Here is a 19,273-nt window from a genome sequence, read left to right on the forward strand (position 1 = left end):
TGTTAATATAGCAAGTAAAGTTAAAAATAAATAAGGATGGGTTATGGCATCAGTTGTACCGATAAAAAATGGGATTAATTTTCGTGATTTAGGTGGAATCAAAACAATTGATGGACGTCAAATTCGATCTGGCCTACTATACCGCTCAGGCGCATTCTCGCTTATTACACAACAAGAGCAATCTTTTTTAGCTAATCAGCTAAATCTGCACTACGTTTTAGACTATCGCGATCCTGATGAAATTAAGCGAAATCCAGATAAATTATGGCAAAATACTCATTATATTAATGTACCAGCTAATCCGTTAAGTAATACGATCACCGCAAGTTTAACAAGTGATCTAGGCAATGCTCACCAAACACTTAAAAAAAATGCTCCATTTGATTTTATGATTAAGCTTTACCAGCTACTACCATTTAATAACACAGCATATCAAAAACTTTCCTCAATCCTACTAAACTCACAAGGTAGACCATTGGTACAACATTGTGCTGTTGGTAAAGATCGTACAGGTGTTGGCGTTGCATTAACATTGTTTGCTTTGGGTGTTAGTGAAGAAACTGTCATGCAAGATTATTTACTAACAGAACAGCTATTGTCAGATTATCGTGAAAATATATTAAGCCAATATCAACATAAAATGACGCCTGATGAGTTTGAAAAACGCAAATTAATTTTTGCCGCCAAAAAAGAGTATCTAACTGCGGCACTGAATGCAATTAAAACGCGTCACGGTACAATTGACAATTGGTTATCACAGGAATATCAATTAAACGAAACTAATAGAAAAAGAATTCAAGATATCTATCTGGTTTAATAAATAACAAGCCATTATCGCACCATAATAAATAATGGAAAAACATTGTATTAAGACAACAAAATTAATTTAAAGATCGGTTGATTGCTGTTCACCGACAGATGAACATTATCCACTTGACGATATTGATAATAAAATTCTTGAGCAAAAGGTGCCATAATCATCTGCTGTTTTAAATCGACGTTAACCGATTTTATTTGCCAAACACCTTTAGCATAAAGCTTTAATGCAGACTCTTTTAATGTCCATAGTTGCCAAAAGGCTCTTAATGTATCATCTTGTTTAGTCATCCATTGATATTCGTCATCAGCAAAAAAATTTTTAGCTACTTTCAAATAATTTTTTCGTGGACGTGCTACTTCGATATCTAAACCAACCTTACCTACTAACGAAATCGCAACTGCTACCCAATCTTGGCTATGACTAATATTAAAATCTGGTAAGTGTGGCTCTAAAAAAGAGGGACGACCATTATCTCCAACCTTAATAACAGGTAACATCGAAATATCACAGTATTGTTTAAGCAAATGAGCCAAAATTGATCGGCAAACTAAAAACTGTTTTTTACGTTGGCCACTTAAATTATTCGCTTCATAAAGAAGCGTTTGAGGCAACAGTGAAAAATCAATGTCAGCATCCTTAAGACAAGCAAGTTGAACAATTAGCATAATTGGCAAGAAAATATTAATAAAATTTATTTTTTACTATTCTAACAGCATGCTATGCTAACTGTTATCAAAATTAATAAAAATATCAACCTTAATAAATAGTAGCAAGGGTGTATCATTATGTCATTACCAACAAAATTAGTTCATGCAGGACGTAAAAAGCGTTATACACAAGGCGCTGTTAATTCGGTTATTCAACGTGCATCATCATTGGTTTTTGATTCAATTGAAACAAAAAAAGAAGCAACCAAAAACCGTGCTAATGGTGCATTATTTTATGGACGCCGTGGTACATTAACTCATTTTGCGCTACAAGATGCGATGGTTGAAATCGAAGGTGGAGCTGGTTGCTATCTATACCCTTGTGGCGCAGCTGCCGTCGCTAATGCTATTTTAGCTTTTGTTCAAGCTGGCGATCATATATTAGTGTCTGAAGCCGCTTACGAACCTACTCAAGAATTTTGTCAGCAAATTTTAAAAAATTTTGGTGTTGAAACAGATTACTTTACGCCATTAGTGGGTCACAATATTACAAATCAAATTAAGCCCAATACCAAAGTCGTATTTTTAGAATCACCAAGTTCCATTACGATGGAAATTCATGATATTCCTTCAATGGTTAAAGCAATTCGCAGCGCCAATCCAGAAATTATTATTATGATCGATAATACATGGAGCGCCGGCGTATTATTTAAAGCATTAGATCATGATATTGATATCTCAATACAAGCAGGTACTAAATACCTAATCGGTCATTCTGATGCCATGATAGGCACCGCTGTTGCTAACCAGCGTTGTTGGGAAAAATTACGCGAACGTTCTTACTTAATGGGACAAATGTGCGATGCTGATACCGCTTATATAGCCGCACGAGGATTGCGAACATTAGCAATACGATTAAAGCAACACCACGAAAATGGCATAAAAGTAGCAAAATGGTTAGCTCATCATCCTAAAGTTGCTACCGTCAATCACCCAGCATTAGAAAGTTGTAAGGGGCATGAATTTTTTAAACGTGATTTTTCAGGTGCAAGTGGATTATTTTCTTTTGTACTCAAAGATCGATTAACTGACGAGCAATTATCTGATTTTATTGACAACTTAACTTATTTCTCAATGGCTTATTCATGGGGGGGGTTTGAATCATTAATTTTAGCTAATCAACCCGAAGAACTAGCAAAAATTAGACCTGTATCTGGTATTAATTTTAAAGGAACTTTAATTCGTCTTCATATAGGGCTTGAAGATCCCGATGATTTAATTGCCGATCTTGCTACTGGTTTAGACAGAATCAAGCTATAAAAAATAAATCTATATAAAGCCAATGCATTACGAATGTTTAGTTTAGCATAATTAAGTAAAAGATGAATAATCATAGCCAAATCACGTGTGACGAAATAATAAAACAAACAGTTTTTCATAATATAAAACACCACAAAGCGCTACTGGTTGCATATAGTGGTGGTGTTGACTCAACGGTATTAATGCATGTGCTTGTTAAGCTTAAAAAACAATTGTTACCAAATTTAGAACTAAGAGCGATCTATATTCATCATGGTTTGAGTAGCAATGCTGACAACTGGGCAACGCATTGCAGGCAACAATGCCAAACATGGCAAGTTCCAATAATTATTGAAAAAGTCAGACTTGATCCCATAGCGGGTAATATTGAAGAGCAAGCTAGAAATGCACGTTACCAAGCTATATATCATCATCTAAAAGATGATGAAACGTTATGTACAGCTCAACATCTTGATGATCAATGTGAAACTTTCTTCTTGGCATTGAAACGTGGTAGTGGACCTGCGGGATTGTCCGCAATGCCAAGGGAAAATCAACAACATCTTCGACCTTTATTAACAATATCACGATCACAAATTGAAACCTATGCGAATAAACATCAACTCAATTGGATAGAAGATGAAAGCAACCAAGATGATCACTACGACCGTAATTTTTTACGCTTAAAAGTCTTACCAATTCTTAATCAACGCTGGCCACATTTTTCGCAAATGGTTGCACGCAGTACGGAATTATGTCAACAACAAGAAACGTTAATTAATGAGTTATTATTGGTAGAATTTAAGCAAGTTATCACCGAACAAAATCAACTGGCTATTGCACCATTAATGGACTATTCCGAGTATAAACGAAATGCAATTTTACGCATGTGGTTTAAACACAATCATATTAATATGCCAACACGCCAACAAATAACATTAATTTGGCAAACCGTTGCATTAGCAAAAGAAGATGCTAATCCGAAATTTATCTTTAATAACCAACAAGTTCGCCGTTATCAAAATCAACTTTATTTGTTAGCATTATATCAAGATATTGAACAGCAAATCCTAAACTGGGATTTAGCGTTGCCATTAACACTTCCAGATAATGTTGGCGAATTACAAGTTAATTATCAAACTGATTTATGTTGCCGCTTACCACAAGCAGATGAAAAAATCACCGTTAGATTCCATGCTCAAGGAAAATTTCAAATTGTTAATCGCCATGGTTCACGATCAATAAAAAAACTATGGCAAGAGCATAATATTCCACCATGGATGCGAACTCGAATCCCTCTAATTTACTACAACGAACAACTGATTTGCGCAGTTGGCGTATTTGTGACAGAACAAGGAAAAGGAACACAAGTCGGTTTTACTCTTGCGGAATAATAATTCATCGATTTAATGTATTAAATGCTATGGTTTATTTTTTATCTGTTAGTTTAAAAAATAACAACCTATTGATTTATATACCTAGCATAGGTAGAATTAATTTTTAAATATCATATACATATTAGTTTACAATGAAAAAATTAACTTCCTTGAGCTACTGTCTTTTCCTTGTATTGCCATTAACAACAAAAGCCGTAGTTGTTAATGATGTTACAGGCATGACACCTATCGAAGTTACTGCAGTTATGCAACCAGAATCGACTCAACAGGTCTCTGAACTAGTTAAAAATACCTCTGGTCCAATTAGTATAGCTGGTGGCAAATACAGCATGGGTGGACAAACAGCAATAAGCAATGGAATTCAAATAGATACACAAAAACTCAACCATGTAATTGATTTCAACCCTGAGAAGAAACTTTTAACCATTGAAACAGGCGCAACTTGGCGTCAAGTACAGGAATTGATTGATCCCTACAATTTATCAGTAAAAATTATGCAAAGCTATGCCAATTTTAGTATTGGTGGTTCGCTTAGTGTAAATGTGCATGGGCGTTATATCGGAGAAGGCCCTATGATTTTATCTGTTGAGAAGTTCAAAATTGTCCTAGCTGATGGCGCTATTGTCGAAGCCAGTCCAAAAGAAAATCAAGATATATTTTATGGTGCTATCGGCGGTTATGGTGGATTAGGCGTGATTACAGAAGTCACTTTGCGACTTGTTGATAATGTTAAAGTAAAACGCATTAGCGATGTTATGCCAATTACCAAGTATTACCCATATTTTATGCAACAGATTCGCTCTGACAAAAGTGCCATATTTCACAACTCAGTAATTTACCCACCTGATTTTGAAGAAGTTCGTGCTGTGACTTTTAAAGAAACACAAGAACCATTAACTATTTTGGACAGATTACGCCCAACCGACCAATATTCGTTTGAGCAGGAACAAAAAATAAAAATTGTCGCCTCATCAAATTTAGGCAAGCATTTACGTAAATTGTATGATGATATAGATTATACAAAACAACCAGTAATGTGGCGTAATTATGAAGCCAGTTATGATGTGTCGAATTTACAGCCAATTAAAAGCAAAAATAAAAGTTTTGCTCTACAGGAGTATTTTATCCCCGTAGAGCGGTTTGAGGATTTTTATCCTGAATTAATTGCTATCCTAAAAAAACATCAGGCCAATGTAATTAATATTTCGATTCGTCATGCAAATCCTGATAGCGGTTCATTACTAGCATGGGCTAAAACCGAAGTGTTTGCTTTTGTTATTTATTATCAACAAGATACTGATGAACAAAGCAAAAAGAAAGTAGGAATCTGGACACGAGAATTAATCGATGCAGTATTAGCAAAGGGTGGAAGTTATTATTTACCGTATCAATTACATGCAACTGGTGAACAATTTCAGCGCGCATACCCACAAGCAGATCGCTTTTTTAAACTTAAAGCACAATTAGACCCAGAAAATAAATTCAATAACATGCTATTAGATCGATACCACCCTAAAATAATTCAGTAAACAAAATAAGGCATATTTATCTTGTTTATTATTACTATTTAACAATATTGGACGTACTTTTTTTGATAAGTTTTATACTCAAACACCATGTTACCTGAAACTTTTTAACAAGAATGTACGCTTATTTGTAGAATGAATTAAGTTAATTTGTCTTCTAATCAATATAAAGGAGGCTTAGAGACTCCTTAATTCAAAACAAAAATCTTATATTATTGGTTTTCTGATTTTGCCTTCCAACGTTTAAGTAAAAGTGCATTGGTTACAACGCTAACACTACTTAACGCCATAGCGGCACCAGCTATCATTGGATTTAAAAATCCCAATGCCGCTAGCGGAATACCAATTAAATTATAGAAAAATGCCCAAAATAAATTTTGTTTAATTTTATTATAGGTTCGGCGCGAAATATCGATCGCATCAGAAATCAAAAACAGATTACCACGCATTAGAGTAATACTTGCTGCATGCATAGCCACATCAGTTCCTGTACCCATAGCAATACCAATATCGGCCGCCGCCAAAGCAGGGGCATCATTAATACCATCGCCAACCATTGCCACTTTATTAACTGCGGTTGAATTTTCATTTTGTTGCAGTTGATAAATATAATTAGCTTTATCTTGCGGTAACACCTCAGCAATAACTTTATCTAGACTTAATTGTTGACCAACCATATTGGCCACTTTCTGATTGTCACCCGTTAACATAACGGTTTTTACATTCAATTGATGTAATGCTTCAATTGCCGTTTTTGCTTCTTGTTTAATAACATCAGCAAAACCCAAGAGCGCCAATATCACCACACCACCTTCTAATTGCTGTTTGGCTAAAAACGAAATGGTATAACCTTTACTCGATAACTGATTAATTTTATCTTCCATACCAATAAAATGGGCATTTAATGATTTCATCCAACGCAAACTACCTAAATAATATTCGGTGTTATCAACGGTTGCCATCACTCCTGAACCAGCTACCGAAGTAATATTTTGAGCATAATGATACTCTTTAGCTTTACTTAAAATAGCTTTAGCAAGTGGATGCTCACTACCTGCTTGTAATGACGCTGCGAGCGATAAAATTTGATCGGGCGTCTCGCTACCCATAATATCCATTTCAACTAATTCTGGTTTACCAATGGTTAATGTGCCTGTTTTATCAAATGCAACCATATTAATATTATGCAGTGTTTCTAATGCCTCGGCATCTTTAATTAAAATACCATGACTAGCTGCCACTCCTGTACCAACCATAATTGCTGTTGGTGTTGCCAAGCCTAATGCACAAGGGCAAGCAATCACTAACACAGCCACCGCATGGAGTAATGCTTGTTGCCAATCATGCGATATCACCCCCCAAGCCAATAACGTAACAAGTGCAATCAATAAAATCACTGGCACAAAAATAGCGCTGATGCGATCAACAATTCGTTGGATTGGTGCTTTCTTAGCCTGAGCAGATTCAACCATTTCAATAATTTTGGATAAAGTAGAATCCGCTTGAATCGCTGTGGTTTTAACGATAAGTAACCCTTCGCCATTAATTGTACCGCCAGTAACAACATCATTAACGGCTTTATTTACAGGAAAACTCTCACCGGTTAGCATTGATTCATCACTACTAGATGCACCTTCAATCACAACGCCATCAACTGGAATACGCTCTCCAGGCTTAATAATAACAATATCATCCACTTTAACTTGGTTAATGGGTAAACTGATTTCTTGATTATCAAGCCTTACTAAAGCAACATCAGGACGTAGCGCAGACAGGGATTCAATTGCTTGTGTGGTTTGATGTTTAGCTCTTGATTCTAACCACTTACCAAGCAAAATTAAGGTAATAATAATAACTGATGATTCAAAATAAAGGTGCTCATCATTGCCCATGATAAGCTGATACACCGACAGCCCATAAGCGGCACTAGTACCAATAGCCACCAACAAATCCATATTGCCTGACAACGCTTTAACCGCATTAAAACCGCTTCGATAAAATTTAGCACCCAGTCCAAATTGCACAATAGAGGCAATAACCAATTGTAACCAAGCTGGCATCATCAAATGAAACCCAAAAGGTTTCAATAACATAGGTAACGCAAAAGGAATGGCTAAAATAATAGAAATCACAATCGGCCAAATAGATGCTTGTTTGTTAACTTTCTTTACACCTGATTGTTGATCTGAAATTTTAATAGCACGATAGCCCGCTTTATCAACCGCAGACATTAATGCTTCAAGTTTAACATGAGTATCTGCATTAATAGTTGCTTTCTCAGTTGCCAGATTAACACTGACATCAATTACACCATCAACTTTTTTAATTGCTTTTTCTACACGACTAACACAAGAGGCACAACTCATTCCTTCAATATTAAGATGATATTGTATTGTCTTCATAAAATGCAGCCTTAATTTTTATACGATTATTGATTAGTATATACTCAAAATTAATAACAATGCAGAAAAATACTAGACAGATCGCAAGAGTTTAACTTGCGATCAAAATAAGAGGAAATAAAAAAGATAACGTTAGTTACGTAATTTTTCGGGCCACTCGTTTTGAGTAGAAACTAATAAATCCTTAACAATTCTAGGATTACCCGCAACAACATTGCCCGAAACCATATAATTATTGCCACCTGCAAAATCGGTAATAACACCACCTGCTTCACGCAAAATCAACTCACCGCCAGCAATATCCCATGGTTTTAAGCCAATTTCAAAAAAGCCATCTAAACGACCTGCGGCAACATAGGCAAGATCTAAAGCGGCAGAACCAGTGCGACGAAAATCGCCACATCTAACAAATAATTTTTGTAATACGCCAAAATAACTATCGCTATATTGTTTAGCTTTAAACGGAAAAGCCATTGCTAGCACGCTACCGTCTAAATCTTTCGCATTACTCACTCGAATACGATAACCATTAAGTTGGGCGCCTTTACCACGAGCCGCTGTAAACAGCTCATTACTCATTGGATTATAAACAACGGCAATTTCGGTTTTACCTTTAACCCGAGCTGCGATAGACACTGCAAAATGAGGGATATTTTTAATAAAATTGGTAGTACCATCAATTGGGTCAATTATCCACTGAGTATCGGCATCATTACCTTTAGCTAAGCCGCTTTCTTCGGCAATGATAGTATGGTCAGGATAAGCTTTTTTAATTGTTTCAATAATCAAAGCTTCAGCCGCACGATCGGCATTAGTGGCAAAATCATTAGCGCCTTTGGTTTCGATTTCGATTGAACTAGGATTTTCATAAGCCTTAATGGCCACATTGCCTGCTTTACGAGCAGCACGAATAGCAATATTCAGCATCGGATGCATAAATTTATTCCAATTGATGATGTTAAAGAACGGATTATATTAGTATGACATCTGCCATACTAAAAACTGTTACATAGTATAAAGGTTTTGTGACTTTATTGCCAGAGTGTTGGGAATTGATAGGTAAAGCTCGCTTGAATTAATTATATTGATAACGGCTATCCTTTTGTTTATATTTCAAGAACGATCCTGTAAATAAATTTGTATATTTGCTGATTTTTGCTTGATACGCTGAGTATCACGTAGTTTATCTAAACTGTAGGAAAACGCAGAGTTGTTTACACTTCATGGTTAAAATAATCCTCTAAAAACTCATAAGGCGTTTTCCCTGAAATCGCTTTATGTGGTTTAACGGTATTATAAAAATTAATAAAGCGTTTCAGTTTTTGTTTTCTATCTATTGAATCGCTAAATATATGCTGATTATGCCACATCGCAATTCAAAGTTCGTATCACTCTTTCGGCTTTCCTATTCGTTTGTGGGCAGGCGGGTTTGGTGAATTTTTGATTAATACGGGGGTTGTTACACGTTTTAACAAATAAGTGTTCGCTGGTGCCTTGATATTCACGTCCATTATCGGAATAAACACATTCAATAGTATAAGGACATTGGGTTAACATATCGTTTTGTAAAAATTGTGCCGCGCTAAATTGGGATTTATCAGGGTAAATACCCGCATAAAGCTCACGTGAAAAATCATCAATACCGACAAATAAATATTCTCTCGTTTGCTGTTTCGTGTCATTTTTAAGTAAAGGTAAACGTTTGGTATCAACGTGTAGCATTTCTCCCGGATAGGTTTTGTTATAGCGTTTAGCTTGCCGCCTTAATTTATCTTCAATCGATTTTTCGACTTTAACCAGACGTTTAATTCAATAACGAATGGTTTTATAACGTTCATTCTTACTGGTTAAAGGCACAAAAAGCTTCAATCGGGCTTTCTTTAGTACATTATAAATGGTAAGCCGACTGACCATAAAGCGTTTTGCCAAATCAGTGACCGTTATTTTTTCTTTATGATATAAGCGCCATATCTCTTGTCTGTGATAAGCCGTTAGTTTTGTTTTTTTATGTATATTCATTACAGTAGTTTCTCAAATTACTGTAAACAACGCTAGTAAATCCTACATCTAAACAGATATTTTATTTAAATAAATAAAACTGCGCCATTTTTGTCAAAAAGTTTCAGGAGTGTACTACGTTTATGTATAAAGACTATAAAAAATCAAATAATTAAATTCGGAAAGATATTCTCTAGTTTGCTGTTTGATTTGATTTTTAAGTAACGGTAAACCTTTGGTATCAACCTGTCGTATTTCGCTCAGAAAGCTTTTGTTATCACCTTTAGCTTGCCGCCTTAATTTATTTTCAATGGACTTAAAAGGGGGGATTTACAGTGAGGCACTTAATGAGGGAAATAATAAAAAAGCTTCATTCCACAGATGTTATACACCAATTTTAATTGTTTTATATGAGCTAACACAATGAGATCAACAGATGTCTAAGGATTACAAACTATCCTACAAATAATATCTTAAAAAAACAAAAACTGTATTTATTTACAGTGTTTTTACTGCTATACTGCCAATATTATAACTAGCCTTATGTATTAATTTATTATGATAACTCAACTAACTATTAATAATTTTGCTATCGTCGATCGGTTGCTTGTGGATTTTTCTTTGGGGATGACAGCAATTACGGGTGAAACAGGAGCAGGGAAGTCGATTGCTATTGACGCATTGGGATTATGTTTAGGAAATCGTTCTGATGCTTCATCTATTCGGCATGGTGCTGAACGTGTGGATATTTCGGCTTGTTTTGTGCTTGATGATACGCCAGCGGCTTTTGCTTGGTTACACGAAAACCAACTTGATGAAGGCAATGAGTGTATTTTGCGACGAGTGATTAATCAAGACGGGCGCTCTAAAGCGTTTATTAATGGCCGTGCTGTTCCTATTTCGCAATTAAAAGATTTGGGGCAAATGTTGATTCAAATTCATGGACAACATGAACATCAGCGTCTGTTACGCAGTGATTATCAGCAATTGTTGTTAAATCATTATATGAATGAACCAACACTACTTGCCCAAATGCATCAATCCTATAAGCAATGGAAAGAGGCAACACGAGCTTATCAGCAATACGAAACAACACGGCAAGAGCGTGATGCGCATATGCAGCTTTTGCAATATCAATTGAAAGAGCTCAATGAGTTTTCGCCCATTGAGGGGGAATATCAACAAATTGATGAAGAATACAAACGGTTATCTAATAGCGAACAGTTAATTAACTTAAGCCAGCAATCTGTTATGTTGTTAGACGAGGCGGACGACTATAACATCAGCAATTTGCTAAACAGTGTAAAAAATAGTGTTCAAGAACTAACCTCGCTCGATCCTACGTTAAATAATGTTTATAACATGTTGGAAGACGCATCGATCCAAATTAAAGAAGCAAGCGATGAGCTTCGTCACTATAGTGAACGTTTAGAGCTTGATCCTGCTCGAGTTATGCAACTAGAACAGCGGTTATCTAAACAGATTGCTTTGGCGCGTAAACATCATGTCTTGCCCGAAGAATTGCCAAATTTACATCAAACTTTGTTAGCTGAATTTAAGCAAATTAATCAGCAAGATGAGCAAAGTGAACAACTTAAAAATGATATTACTAAATACCATCAAATCGCTGTCGAAATTGCCACAAAATTGCATCAAAAAAGATTAACAATAAGCAAAACACTAGCCAAAAAAGTGACCACTATCATGCATGACTTATCAATGCCAAATGGTCAATTTAGTATTGATGTTGTTTTTGATGAAAATCGATTAAATGAAGATGGTGCCGATCAGGTAACATTTTTAGTCAGCACCAATGCAGGACAAAGCGCACAACCGCTTGCAAAAGTGGCTTCAGGCGGTGAGTTGTCGCGTATTGCTTTGGCAATTCAGGTGTTAACTGCTCAAAAAATGGATACGCCAGCTTTAATTTTTGATGAAATTGATGTTGGTATTAGTGGACCAACAGCGGCAAAAGTCGGCCAGTTATTAAGGCAACTTGGTGAATCAACGCAAGTGATCACAGTAACCCACTTGCCACAAGTTGCAGGGCAAGCAAATCAGCACTATTTTGTTAGCAAACAAACCAACGGCAAGCAGACATCAACCGATATGCAAAAGCTAGATAATACAGGGCGTTTAAACGAACTTGCTCGGTTATTAGGGGGCGACAAAATTACTGATGCAACATTAGCCAATGCGAAAGAGCTACTTATTATCTAACCGAATTGTGGTAATATAACGCTTTCATTTTGGTAGGAAGGAAGTTGGCTTATGAGTCTATCGGGTAAACGTATCTTATTAGGAATTACTGGCGGAATTGCTGCTTATAAATGCCCTGATCTGGTTCGTCATTTAAAAAAATGTGGCGCACAAGTGCGTGTTGTTTTGACTGATTCTGCTAGCCATTTTGTTACCAAAATGACATTACAAGCAGTTTCGGGCAATTCGGTATCGAGTGATTTATTTGATCCATCTGCCGAGCTGTCTATGAGCCATATTGAACTGGCCAAATGGGCCGATTTAGTCCTTATTGCCCCAGCAACTGCCAATATTATTGCCAAAATGGCAAATGGTATTGCCGATGATTTATTATCAACAGTTTGCTTAGCAACCCCGTCGCCAATTGTCATTACACCAGCTATGAATCAACAAATGTATAAAGCGGCTGCGACGCAACATAACTTATCAGTATTAACATCAAGAAACACCTTAATTTTAGGGCCTGACAGTGGCTTTCAAGCCTGTGGTGATATTGGGCCAGGGCGAATGTTAGAGCCTGAAACAATTGTTGAAAATATTAAACAGTATTTTTCAGCCACTGCGGCACTTTCAGGCATATCGATAACGATTACAGCAGGGCCAACAATTGAAGAAATCGATCCTGTCCGTTATATTAGTAATTACAGTTCGGGTAAAATGGGTTTTGCAATTGCAAATGCCGCGGCACAAATGGGAGCAACAGTCACCTTAATTAGTGGCCCTGTTCATTTAGATACCCCAAATAATGTTAACCGAATTGATGTTAAAAGCGCTAGGCAGATGTACGACGAAGCATTGGAGCATGCCCAAAAATCGACGATTTTTATTTCTTGTGCCGCCGTTGCTGATTATCATGCAAAAACAATTGCGACGCAAAAAATAAAAAAAACCGGCGATAACGATGAGCTTGTGATTGAATTAGTAAAAAATCCCGACATTGTCGCAAGCGTTGCAGCATTAAAAAAACATCGCCCTTTTGTCGTTGGATTTGCTGCCGAAACCAATGATGTTAAAGCTTATGCACTAAAAAAATTAACGACAAAAAACCTGGATTTAATTTGCGCTAATGATGTTTCAGACAAGAGCATTGGCTTTAATTCTGATCAAAATGCGTTAACGCTATATTGGCAAAATGGTGAGCAAACGTTACCATTAAGCAACAAACAACAATTAGCAATACAACTGCTTGAAGCAGTTATAAAACGATATAAAGCGAGTCACGATGAAAAGAAAAATTGATATAAAAGTATTAGATAAACGTTTAGGAAATGAATTTCCACTACCTACTTATGCAACTGAAGGATCAGCGGGTATTGATTTGCGTGCAATGTTTGATAAAACAACTGAAATCAAACCTGGCGAAACCATTTTAACGCCAACAGGTTTATCAATGCATATTGCAGATCCTAGTTTAGCGGCATTAGTGTTACCGCGTTCAGGACTTGGTTCAAAAAATGGTATTGTGCTTGGTAATTTGGTTGGTTTGATTGATTCGGACTATCAAGGTCAATTGTTTGTGCCTGTTTGGAATCGAAGCCAAACCCCTTTTGTGATTGAAGCAGGCGATCGAATTGCCCAACTAATCATTGTTCCGGTTGTACAAGCCGAATTTAACATTGTTGATGAATTTGTTGAATCAGCACGAGGCGAAGGTGGTTTTGGACATTCGGGTAAAAAATGATCGTGAGTAGCAAAAATAGAAATCGCAAAGAAGACATATTACAAGCATTAGCCAAAATGCTTGAATCCAATGAAGGTACACAACGCATTACGACAGCTAAATTAGCGGCAACAGTTGGAGTTTCTGAGGCAGCGCTTTATCGACATTTTCCTAGCAAAACCAAAATGTTTGAAAGCTTAATTGTCTATATTGAAGATATCTTGTTGTCTCGGATTAATGTCATTATGAAAGATGAGCCAAACACCTATACTCGCTTACAACTTATTCTTGCATTGATATTAGGCTTTTCTGAAAAAAACCCAGGATTAACTCGAATTATGACTGGGCACGCATTAATGTTTGAACAAGATCAATTACAAGAACGCATTAGCCAACTATTTGAACGAATTGAAACACAAATTAAGCAAGTCTTACGAGAACGTAAAATTCGTGAAGGCGTTGCGTTTAGTACTGATGAACGTATTTTATCTAGCCAATTATTGGCTTTTTGCGAGGGTATGATGGTACGTTATTCTCGTTCAGGTTTTAAACATCTACCAACAACTGATTTTGATACACGTTGGGCTTTATTGGCCAAACAACTGATTTAGTTCATGCTGATAAAACACGTTGACAGAAATATCAGTTACCGATTACTGAGGATAATAATATGAGTGATAATAATACAAATTTCGAACTCTTTTTAAATCATGTCATTTATTTTATCAAAAGATATGATGGGGTTGTATTTAGTTATATTGCCCATTTCTGCTTTGCTATTCTTATTTTTGTTATTGGTAGAACTATCGCTAGGTTTATTAGCAACCAATTAAAACGCATATTATCAAACCGCCATGTTGACCCAACTGTTGTTAAATTTGTCAGCGCCTTATCATACTATGCCATCGTTATAATGACATTAGTTGCGGTGTTAGGCCAATTAGGTGTACAAACTGCATCGATTGTTGCTATTATTGGTGCGGCGGGGTTAGCGGTTGGTTTGGCATTACAAGGGTCGCTATCCAACTTTGCAGCTGGCGTTATTTTAATTATTTTCCGCCCATTTAAAGTAGGCGAAACAGTTGTGATTAATAGCCAACAAGGTGTGGTTGATTCAATACAAATTTTTTCAACATCTATTATTACACCAACCAACGAACTAGTTATAATTCCTAACAGCCAAGTGGTAAGTGCTAATATTATCAATTATACACGCTTACCAGAAAGACGTTTAGATTTGGTAGTTAATGTTGGTTATGATTCAGATATTCAAACCGTTTACCGAGTATTGAAACAAGCCGTTGATAAAACAAAAAATATATTAACAACTAAAGAGCCAACTATTCGATTAGATGTTTTAGATGCTTCTTCAATGAATTTTAATGTATTAGTTTGGACATTAAATGAAAACTACGGAGCAGTAAAAGGTGAACTACTTGAAAATATCAAAAATGGATTGAATGAAAATAATATTAATATTCCATACCCAACTATGGATGTAAATGTTAACAGTAAGTCGTAATTTATAAAATAATATATTATTAAACATCTAATTATTTAAAATGCCGTCAATATTTATCAACGGCATTTTTTATTATCTAGTTAGCCGTAAAACCTCGTCCTTTAGGGGGAGAGTATGTCAACTTAATTAAATATCTTGATCCATATTTAACGCGGGTTTTTCGCAATCAGGACAACCCACTACTTTAGCAGGTACACCTGCAACGGTGGTATGTTGTGGCACAGGATCTAGCACAACAGAACCTGCTCCAATTTTGGCACCTTTGCCGATTTCGATATTACCTAAAATCGTTGAGTGAGCACCAATCATTACCCCTTCTCTAATTTTGGGATGACGATCACCGTTTTCTTTACCTGTACCGCCTAATGTAACAGATTGCAAAATAGAAACATCATTCTCAATTACGACTGTTTCACCAATCACAATGCCCGTTGCGTGATCAAACATCACACCACAACCAATTTTTGCCGCAGGATGAATATCCACCCCAAACACTATCGCAATTTGGCTTTGTAGAAAAATGGCAAGTGATTTACGGTTTTGCTTCCAAAGCCAATGAGCAATTCGATAAGCTTGCAAGGACAAAAATCCTTTGTAATAAAGAAGTGGTGTTGAGTAGTAATTTGTTGCAGGATCGCGAATATAAACAGCACTAATATCACTTACCGCAAATTGGATGAGGCTTTCATCAGCTTGATAAGCCTGCCTAGCAATTTCACGAATTTCAATAGCGGGCATAACCTGAGAAACAAGTTTATTAGCTAAAATATAGCTTAAAGCACTGCCCAAATCTTCATGATTAAGTAAAGTTGCATGGAAATAACTTGCTAGCATTGGCTCGCTTTCCACTAATTCAAAAGCCTCTTGCCGAATGGTTTGCCATAACATCTCGGGTTTAACAACTACTTTTACATCATTCACTACAAGTCCCTATACTCAATAACTAAAATTGCTAATATTGTTTCGCAAACTTTCCTTGGAAGCAAGGATTGTATTGATTTAATGTTGATAAAAAAGAAAAATGGAAACAATATGTTCCCATTTTTGTAATTATTAGCGCTAATTTAAAACTATTGTTGATTTGCCTTTTTCTCGTCACTTAAAGTAAATATTGCTATTATCGAAGTAAGTAAAACAACTCCTGCAAGCACATAAAATGTTGTTGCATATCCTGTCTTATCAAATAATTTACCCACCAACCATGACAACACAATAACACCAAGATTTGATGAAATATTAAAACCAACTAAGTAAAGTGTAGCAGATAACCTTGCATCAAAATTACCTACAATATATTTAAACATTGCCAAAATAAATAAGGGAATTTCAATCGCATGAAATAGTTTTACTAACGAAATGAAATAAACGTTATCTAATGTTGCAGATAATGCAATTCGGCAAATCATGACTAATGCAGCAACTAATAACGATTTTTTAGCTCCCATTTTGTTAATAAAATAAGGCGCAATAACCATACACGCTGCTTCTAAAAAGACTTGGAAGGAATTTAAATAGCCATAAACTTCATAACCATCTTCTGGTTTGTCAAAAAAGCTAGTATAAAAATTAGGAAATAACTGCTGATCATAGATAGTATAAAAACTATAAGTACCAATAACAAACAATACAAATAACCAAAATTTTTGCAATCCTAAAAGCGAGAAAATTTCAGCCATTGTTGGTATAGTCGTTGTTTTTTCTGACAAAGTGGTATTGTTATTTTTAATCGGTGATGTTTGATAGTGTTTTGGCTTAAATACAATATTAATAGTAAAAAAGATAACTGCAACAACCGATGCCATCCAAAAGTTAATATGAGGATCAATACCAAATAACTTACCCGCAACAAATGTTGCAGCAGCATAACCAAATGATCCCCAAAAACGAGCAGAACCAAATTCAAAGCCAAATAACCGGCTAATGCGTTCAATAAAAGAGTCAATCAAAGCGCTACCTGAAATAAAGCTGGCACTTAAAACTGGTGCACCAATACAAACACCCCAAATAAAATTATTTTGTAATAAAGGTTCATACACATAAATTAAAAATGGGCCAATAAGCATCATAATAATACTTTGAAAAGTAACAACTGCTTTACCTGTTTGTAATTTGTCTTGGATAATGCCATAGAAAATCATAAAAAACATGGCAGCAGCAGAATTAGCAGCATAAACAATGCCTAACTGCTCACCCGATAAGCCAATTTTATTGTTTAACCAAATAGCATAAAAAGACCACCACAGTGACCATGCGGCATAAAATGTAAAAAGGTAACCAGATGAGAACCAATAATTTCTGTTTTGTACTATATTCATATTTATTACCCTATAATCGTTTGCGTTTAACGTTAACATGTTAATGTTAACATTATGCACATATTTATTAAGGGATGAACATAATCAATTTTCATAATTGCTACTTATCTCACATTTTTTATCATTTATCATTGTGTTATCATTTGATCACGTTAAGATTAATCGTTAATCTTCTATACTTGTAAGTAAAAAGGATTTATGTATGGCTTCACTAAAGGATGTTGCAAAACTGGCATCAGTGTCCTTGATGACAGTATCTAGAGCAATAAATGATCCTAGCAAATTAAACAAAGAAACTTATAATCGAGTCAAACAAGCCATTGATCAGCTTAATTATGTTCCTGACTTGTCAGCACGTAAAATTAGAGGTGATAATTCAGGGCCTCGTGCTATTGGGGTGCTTGCCTTAGAAACAGCAATGACGCCTTTTTCGGTTGAACTATTACAAGCAATTGAAAAAACAGCTCAACAATATGGTTGGAATACTTTTATTGTAAATTTGTTTGATGATAAACACGCTGATCACGCAATTAATACACTATTATCGTATCGACCTGATGGTATTATTTATACAACAATGGGATTACGAAAAGTTGATCTCCCTAAAAAATTACTGAAAAAAAATATAGTTTTAGCTAATTGTATTAGTAATTCTGAAAAGTTGCCTTGCTATATACCAAATGACTATTTAGGTCAATATCAAGCTATGCAGCAAGTAATTAGAAAAGGTTATAAAAAACCTTTATGTATCTACCTATCAGATAAAACATTGGCAGGTAATACTCGACGTAAAGCAGTTGAACAAGCATGGCAAGATGCTGGCAAAGACATAAAAGATCTAACAAGTTACCATATATCTCATTTACCAAGTAATATTAAACAAGAATATATGATGACAGTTGATATATTGAAACAACATTGTAATAAAAAACCGGATTTTGATGTGCTAATTTGTGGCAATGACCGCATTGCTTTTGTTGCTTATCAATTTTTACTTAGCAAAGGATTAAAAATTCCAAATGATATTGCGGTATTAGGTTACGATAATATGGTGGGCACAGGTGAACTATTTTACCCACCACTGACAACAGTTCAGTTACCTCATTATGAGATCGGTAAACAAGCAGCATTACATATTATCACTAATCAACCCCAAAAAGAGATAGTACATGTGGCATCGCCTTATTTAGAAAGGGAATCTTTATAAAAATTATTATTGTCTTTGGCTATAATAAAAAATTAATCTTGTACAATTGCTTAAACTTTATTAGTATAAAAATATAAATTTATTCTGGAGTATACCTGTGTAGTTTATTGCGAGTTCTTTTTATCAATCATAATTATAATTACTCGCGTGATGCACAGACTTCATGTTTGTTCCTATCAAATTTTGCTAGCCTTATAAATGCATTCCTTCACGCTGTAATT

The 19,273-nt window shown here is 35.5% G+C and carries 18 protein-coding genes; 10 read left to right on the forward strand and 8 right to left on the reverse strand.

The annotated features are described in order from the left end of the window. The first annotated feature begins 43 nt into the window (after nt 1-43). Nucleotides 44-817: a tyrosine-protein phosphatase gene (locus tag A9G35_RS01415; protein WP_065561033.1), complete on the forward strand. Its 774-nt coding sequence runs from the start codon at nt 44-46 to the stop codon at nt 815-817. Nucleotides 818-867: 50 nt separating this feature from the next. Here the strand turns inward: A9G35_RS01415 and A9G35_RS01420 are convergent, their stop codons facing one another. Next, nucleotides 868-1,485, reverse strand: a complete 618-nt coding sequence (locus A9G35_RS01420; protein WP_065635375.1) for a 4'-phosphopantetheinyl transferase family protein — start codon at nt 1,483-1,485, stop codon at nt 868-870. A 120-nt stretch (nt 1,486-1,605) separates the two neighbouring features. Between A9G35_RS01420 and metC the strand changes: the two genes are divergently transcribed. The 3 genes from metC (at nt 1,606) to A9G35_RS01435 (ending at nt 5,692) form a co-directional block, all read left to right on the forward strand. Next, a complete protein-coding gene (gene metC / locus A9G35_RS01425) occupies nt 1,606-2,787 on the forward strand; it encodes a cystathionine beta-lyase (protein WP_065561035.1) in 1,182 nt (393 codons plus the stop codon). A 62-nt stretch (nt 2,788-2,849) separates the two neighbouring features. Further along, nucleotides 2,850-4,160, forward strand: coding sequence for a tRNA lysidine(34) synthetase TilS (gene tilS / locus A9G35_RS01430; protein ID WP_065635376.1), 1,311 nt, complete (start codon nt 2,850-2,852; stop codon nt 4,158-4,160). A gap of 134 nt (nt 4,161-4,294) precedes the next feature. Further along, a complete protein-coding gene (locus A9G35_RS01435) occupies nt 4,295-5,692 on the forward strand; it encodes an FAD-binding oxidoreductase (RefSeq protein WP_065635377.1) in 1,398 nt (465 codons plus the stop codon). Nucleotides 5,693-5,901: 209 nt separating this feature from the next. Here A9G35_RS01435 and A9G35_RS01440 read toward each other — a convergent pair whose 3' ends face one another. The 5 genes from A9G35_RS01440 to A9G35_RS13615 form a co-directional block, all read right to left on the reverse strand. After that, nucleotides 5,902-8,091 carry a heavy metal translocating P-type ATPase gene (locus tag A9G35_RS01440; RefSeq protein ID WP_065635378.1) on the reverse strand — a complete coding sequence of 730 codons (2,190 nt, stop codon included), beginning with the start codon at nt 8,089-8,091 and terminating at the stop codon, nt 5,902-5,904. A gap of 132 nt (nt 8,092-8,223) precedes the next feature. Beyond that, a complete protein-coding gene (suhB, locus tag A9G35_RS01445; RefSeq protein WP_034909524.1) occupies nt 8,224-9,027 on the reverse strand; it encodes an inositol-1-monophosphatase in 804 nt (267 codons plus the stop codon). 278 nt (nt 9,028-9,305) lie between these two features. Further along, nucleotides 9,306-9,461, reverse strand: a complete 156-nt coding sequence (locus A9G35_RS14030) for an integrase core domain-containing protein (protein ID WP_141671754.1) — start codon at nt 9,459-9,461, stop codon at nt 9,306-9,308. After that, nucleotides 9,451-9,813 (reverse strand): DDE-type integrase/transposase/recombinase, encoded by a 363-nt coding sequence (locus A9G35_RS13610; RefSeq protein WP_218057160.1) that lies wholly within the window; start codon nt 9,811-9,813, stop codon nt 9,451-9,453. Before A9G35_RS13610 ends, A9G35_RS14030 begins: the two co-directional genes overlap by 11 nt. 87 nt (nt 9,814-9,900) lie before the next feature. Then, nucleotides 9,901-10,110 carry an HTH domain-containing protein gene (locus A9G35_RS13615; RefSeq protein WP_218057161.1) on the reverse strand — a complete coding sequence of 70 codons (210 nt, stop codon included), beginning with the start codon at nt 10,108-10,110 and terminating at the stop codon, nt 9,901-9,903. Between the two features lie 537 nt (nt 10,111-10,647). Here A9G35_RS13615 and recN point away from each other — a divergent pair. Genes recN through A9G35_RS01475 form a run of 5 tightly spaced genes read left to right on the forward strand, consistent with a single transcriptional unit; the run spans nt 10,648 to nt 15,530 of the window. Beyond that, the gene (recN, locus tag A9G35_RS01455) at nt 10,648-12,309 is read left to right on the forward strand and encodes a DNA repair protein RecN (protein ID WP_065635379.1); all 1,662 of its coding nucleotides are present in this window, start codon (nt 10,648-10,650) and stop codon (nt 12,307-12,309) included. A 51-nt stretch (nt 12,310-12,360) separates the two neighbouring features. Then, the gene (gene coaBC / locus A9G35_RS01460; protein WP_065635380.1) at nt 12,361-13,587 is read left to right on the forward strand and encodes a bifunctional phosphopantothenoylcysteine decarboxylase/phosphopantothenate--cysteine ligase CoaBC; all 1,227 of its coding nucleotides are present in this window, start codon (nt 12,361-12,363) and stop codon (nt 13,585-13,587) included. After that, nucleotides 13,571-14,029, forward strand: a complete 459-nt coding sequence (dut, locus tag A9G35_RS01465; protein WP_034909576.1) for a dUTP diphosphatase — start codon at nt 13,571-13,573, stop codon at nt 14,027-14,029. Before coaBC ends, dut begins: the two co-directional genes overlap by 17 nt. Next, nucleotides 14,026-14,619 (forward strand): nucleoid occlusion factor SlmA, encoded by a 594-nt coding sequence (gene slmA, locus A9G35_RS01470; RefSeq protein WP_065635381.1) that lies wholly within the window; start codon nt 14,026-14,028, stop codon nt 14,617-14,619. Before dut ends, slmA begins: the two co-directional genes overlap by 4 nt. A gap of 59 nt (nt 14,620-14,678) precedes the next feature. Then, entirely contained in the window at nt 14,679-15,530 is an 852-nt protein-coding gene (locus A9G35_RS01475) for a mechanosensitive ion channel domain-containing protein (protein ID WP_065635382.1), read from the forward strand. Between the two features lie 126 nt (nt 15,531-15,656). Here the strand turns inward: A9G35_RS01475 and cysE are convergent, their stop codons facing one another. Beyond that, entirely contained in the window at nt 15,657-16,418 is a 762-nt protein-coding gene (gene cysE, locus A9G35_RS01480) for a serine O-acetyltransferase (protein ID WP_065635417.1), read from the reverse strand. A gap of 182 nt (nt 16,419-16,600) precedes the next feature. Continuing rightward, nucleotides 16,601-17,845 carry an oligosaccharide MFS transporter gene (locus A9G35_RS01485; protein WP_065635383.1) on the reverse strand — a complete coding sequence of 415 codons (1,245 nt, stop codon included), beginning with the start codon at nt 17,843-17,845 and terminating at the stop codon, nt 16,601-16,603. A 202-nt stretch (nt 17,846-18,047) separates the two neighbouring features. Between A9G35_RS01485 and A9G35_RS01490 the strand changes: the two genes are divergently transcribed. After that, a complete protein-coding gene (locus tag A9G35_RS01490; protein WP_065635384.1) occupies nt 18,048-19,052 on the forward strand; it encodes a LacI family DNA-binding transcriptional regulator in 1,005 nt (334 codons plus the stop codon). The last annotated feature ends 221 nt before the right edge of the window (nt 19,053-19,273 follow it).

The organism is Gilliamella sp. Choc5-1 (assembly GCF_001690595.1).
Lineage (GTDB): Bacteria > Pseudomonadota > Gammaproteobacteria > Enterobacterales > Orbaceae > Gilliamella > Gilliamella apicola_M.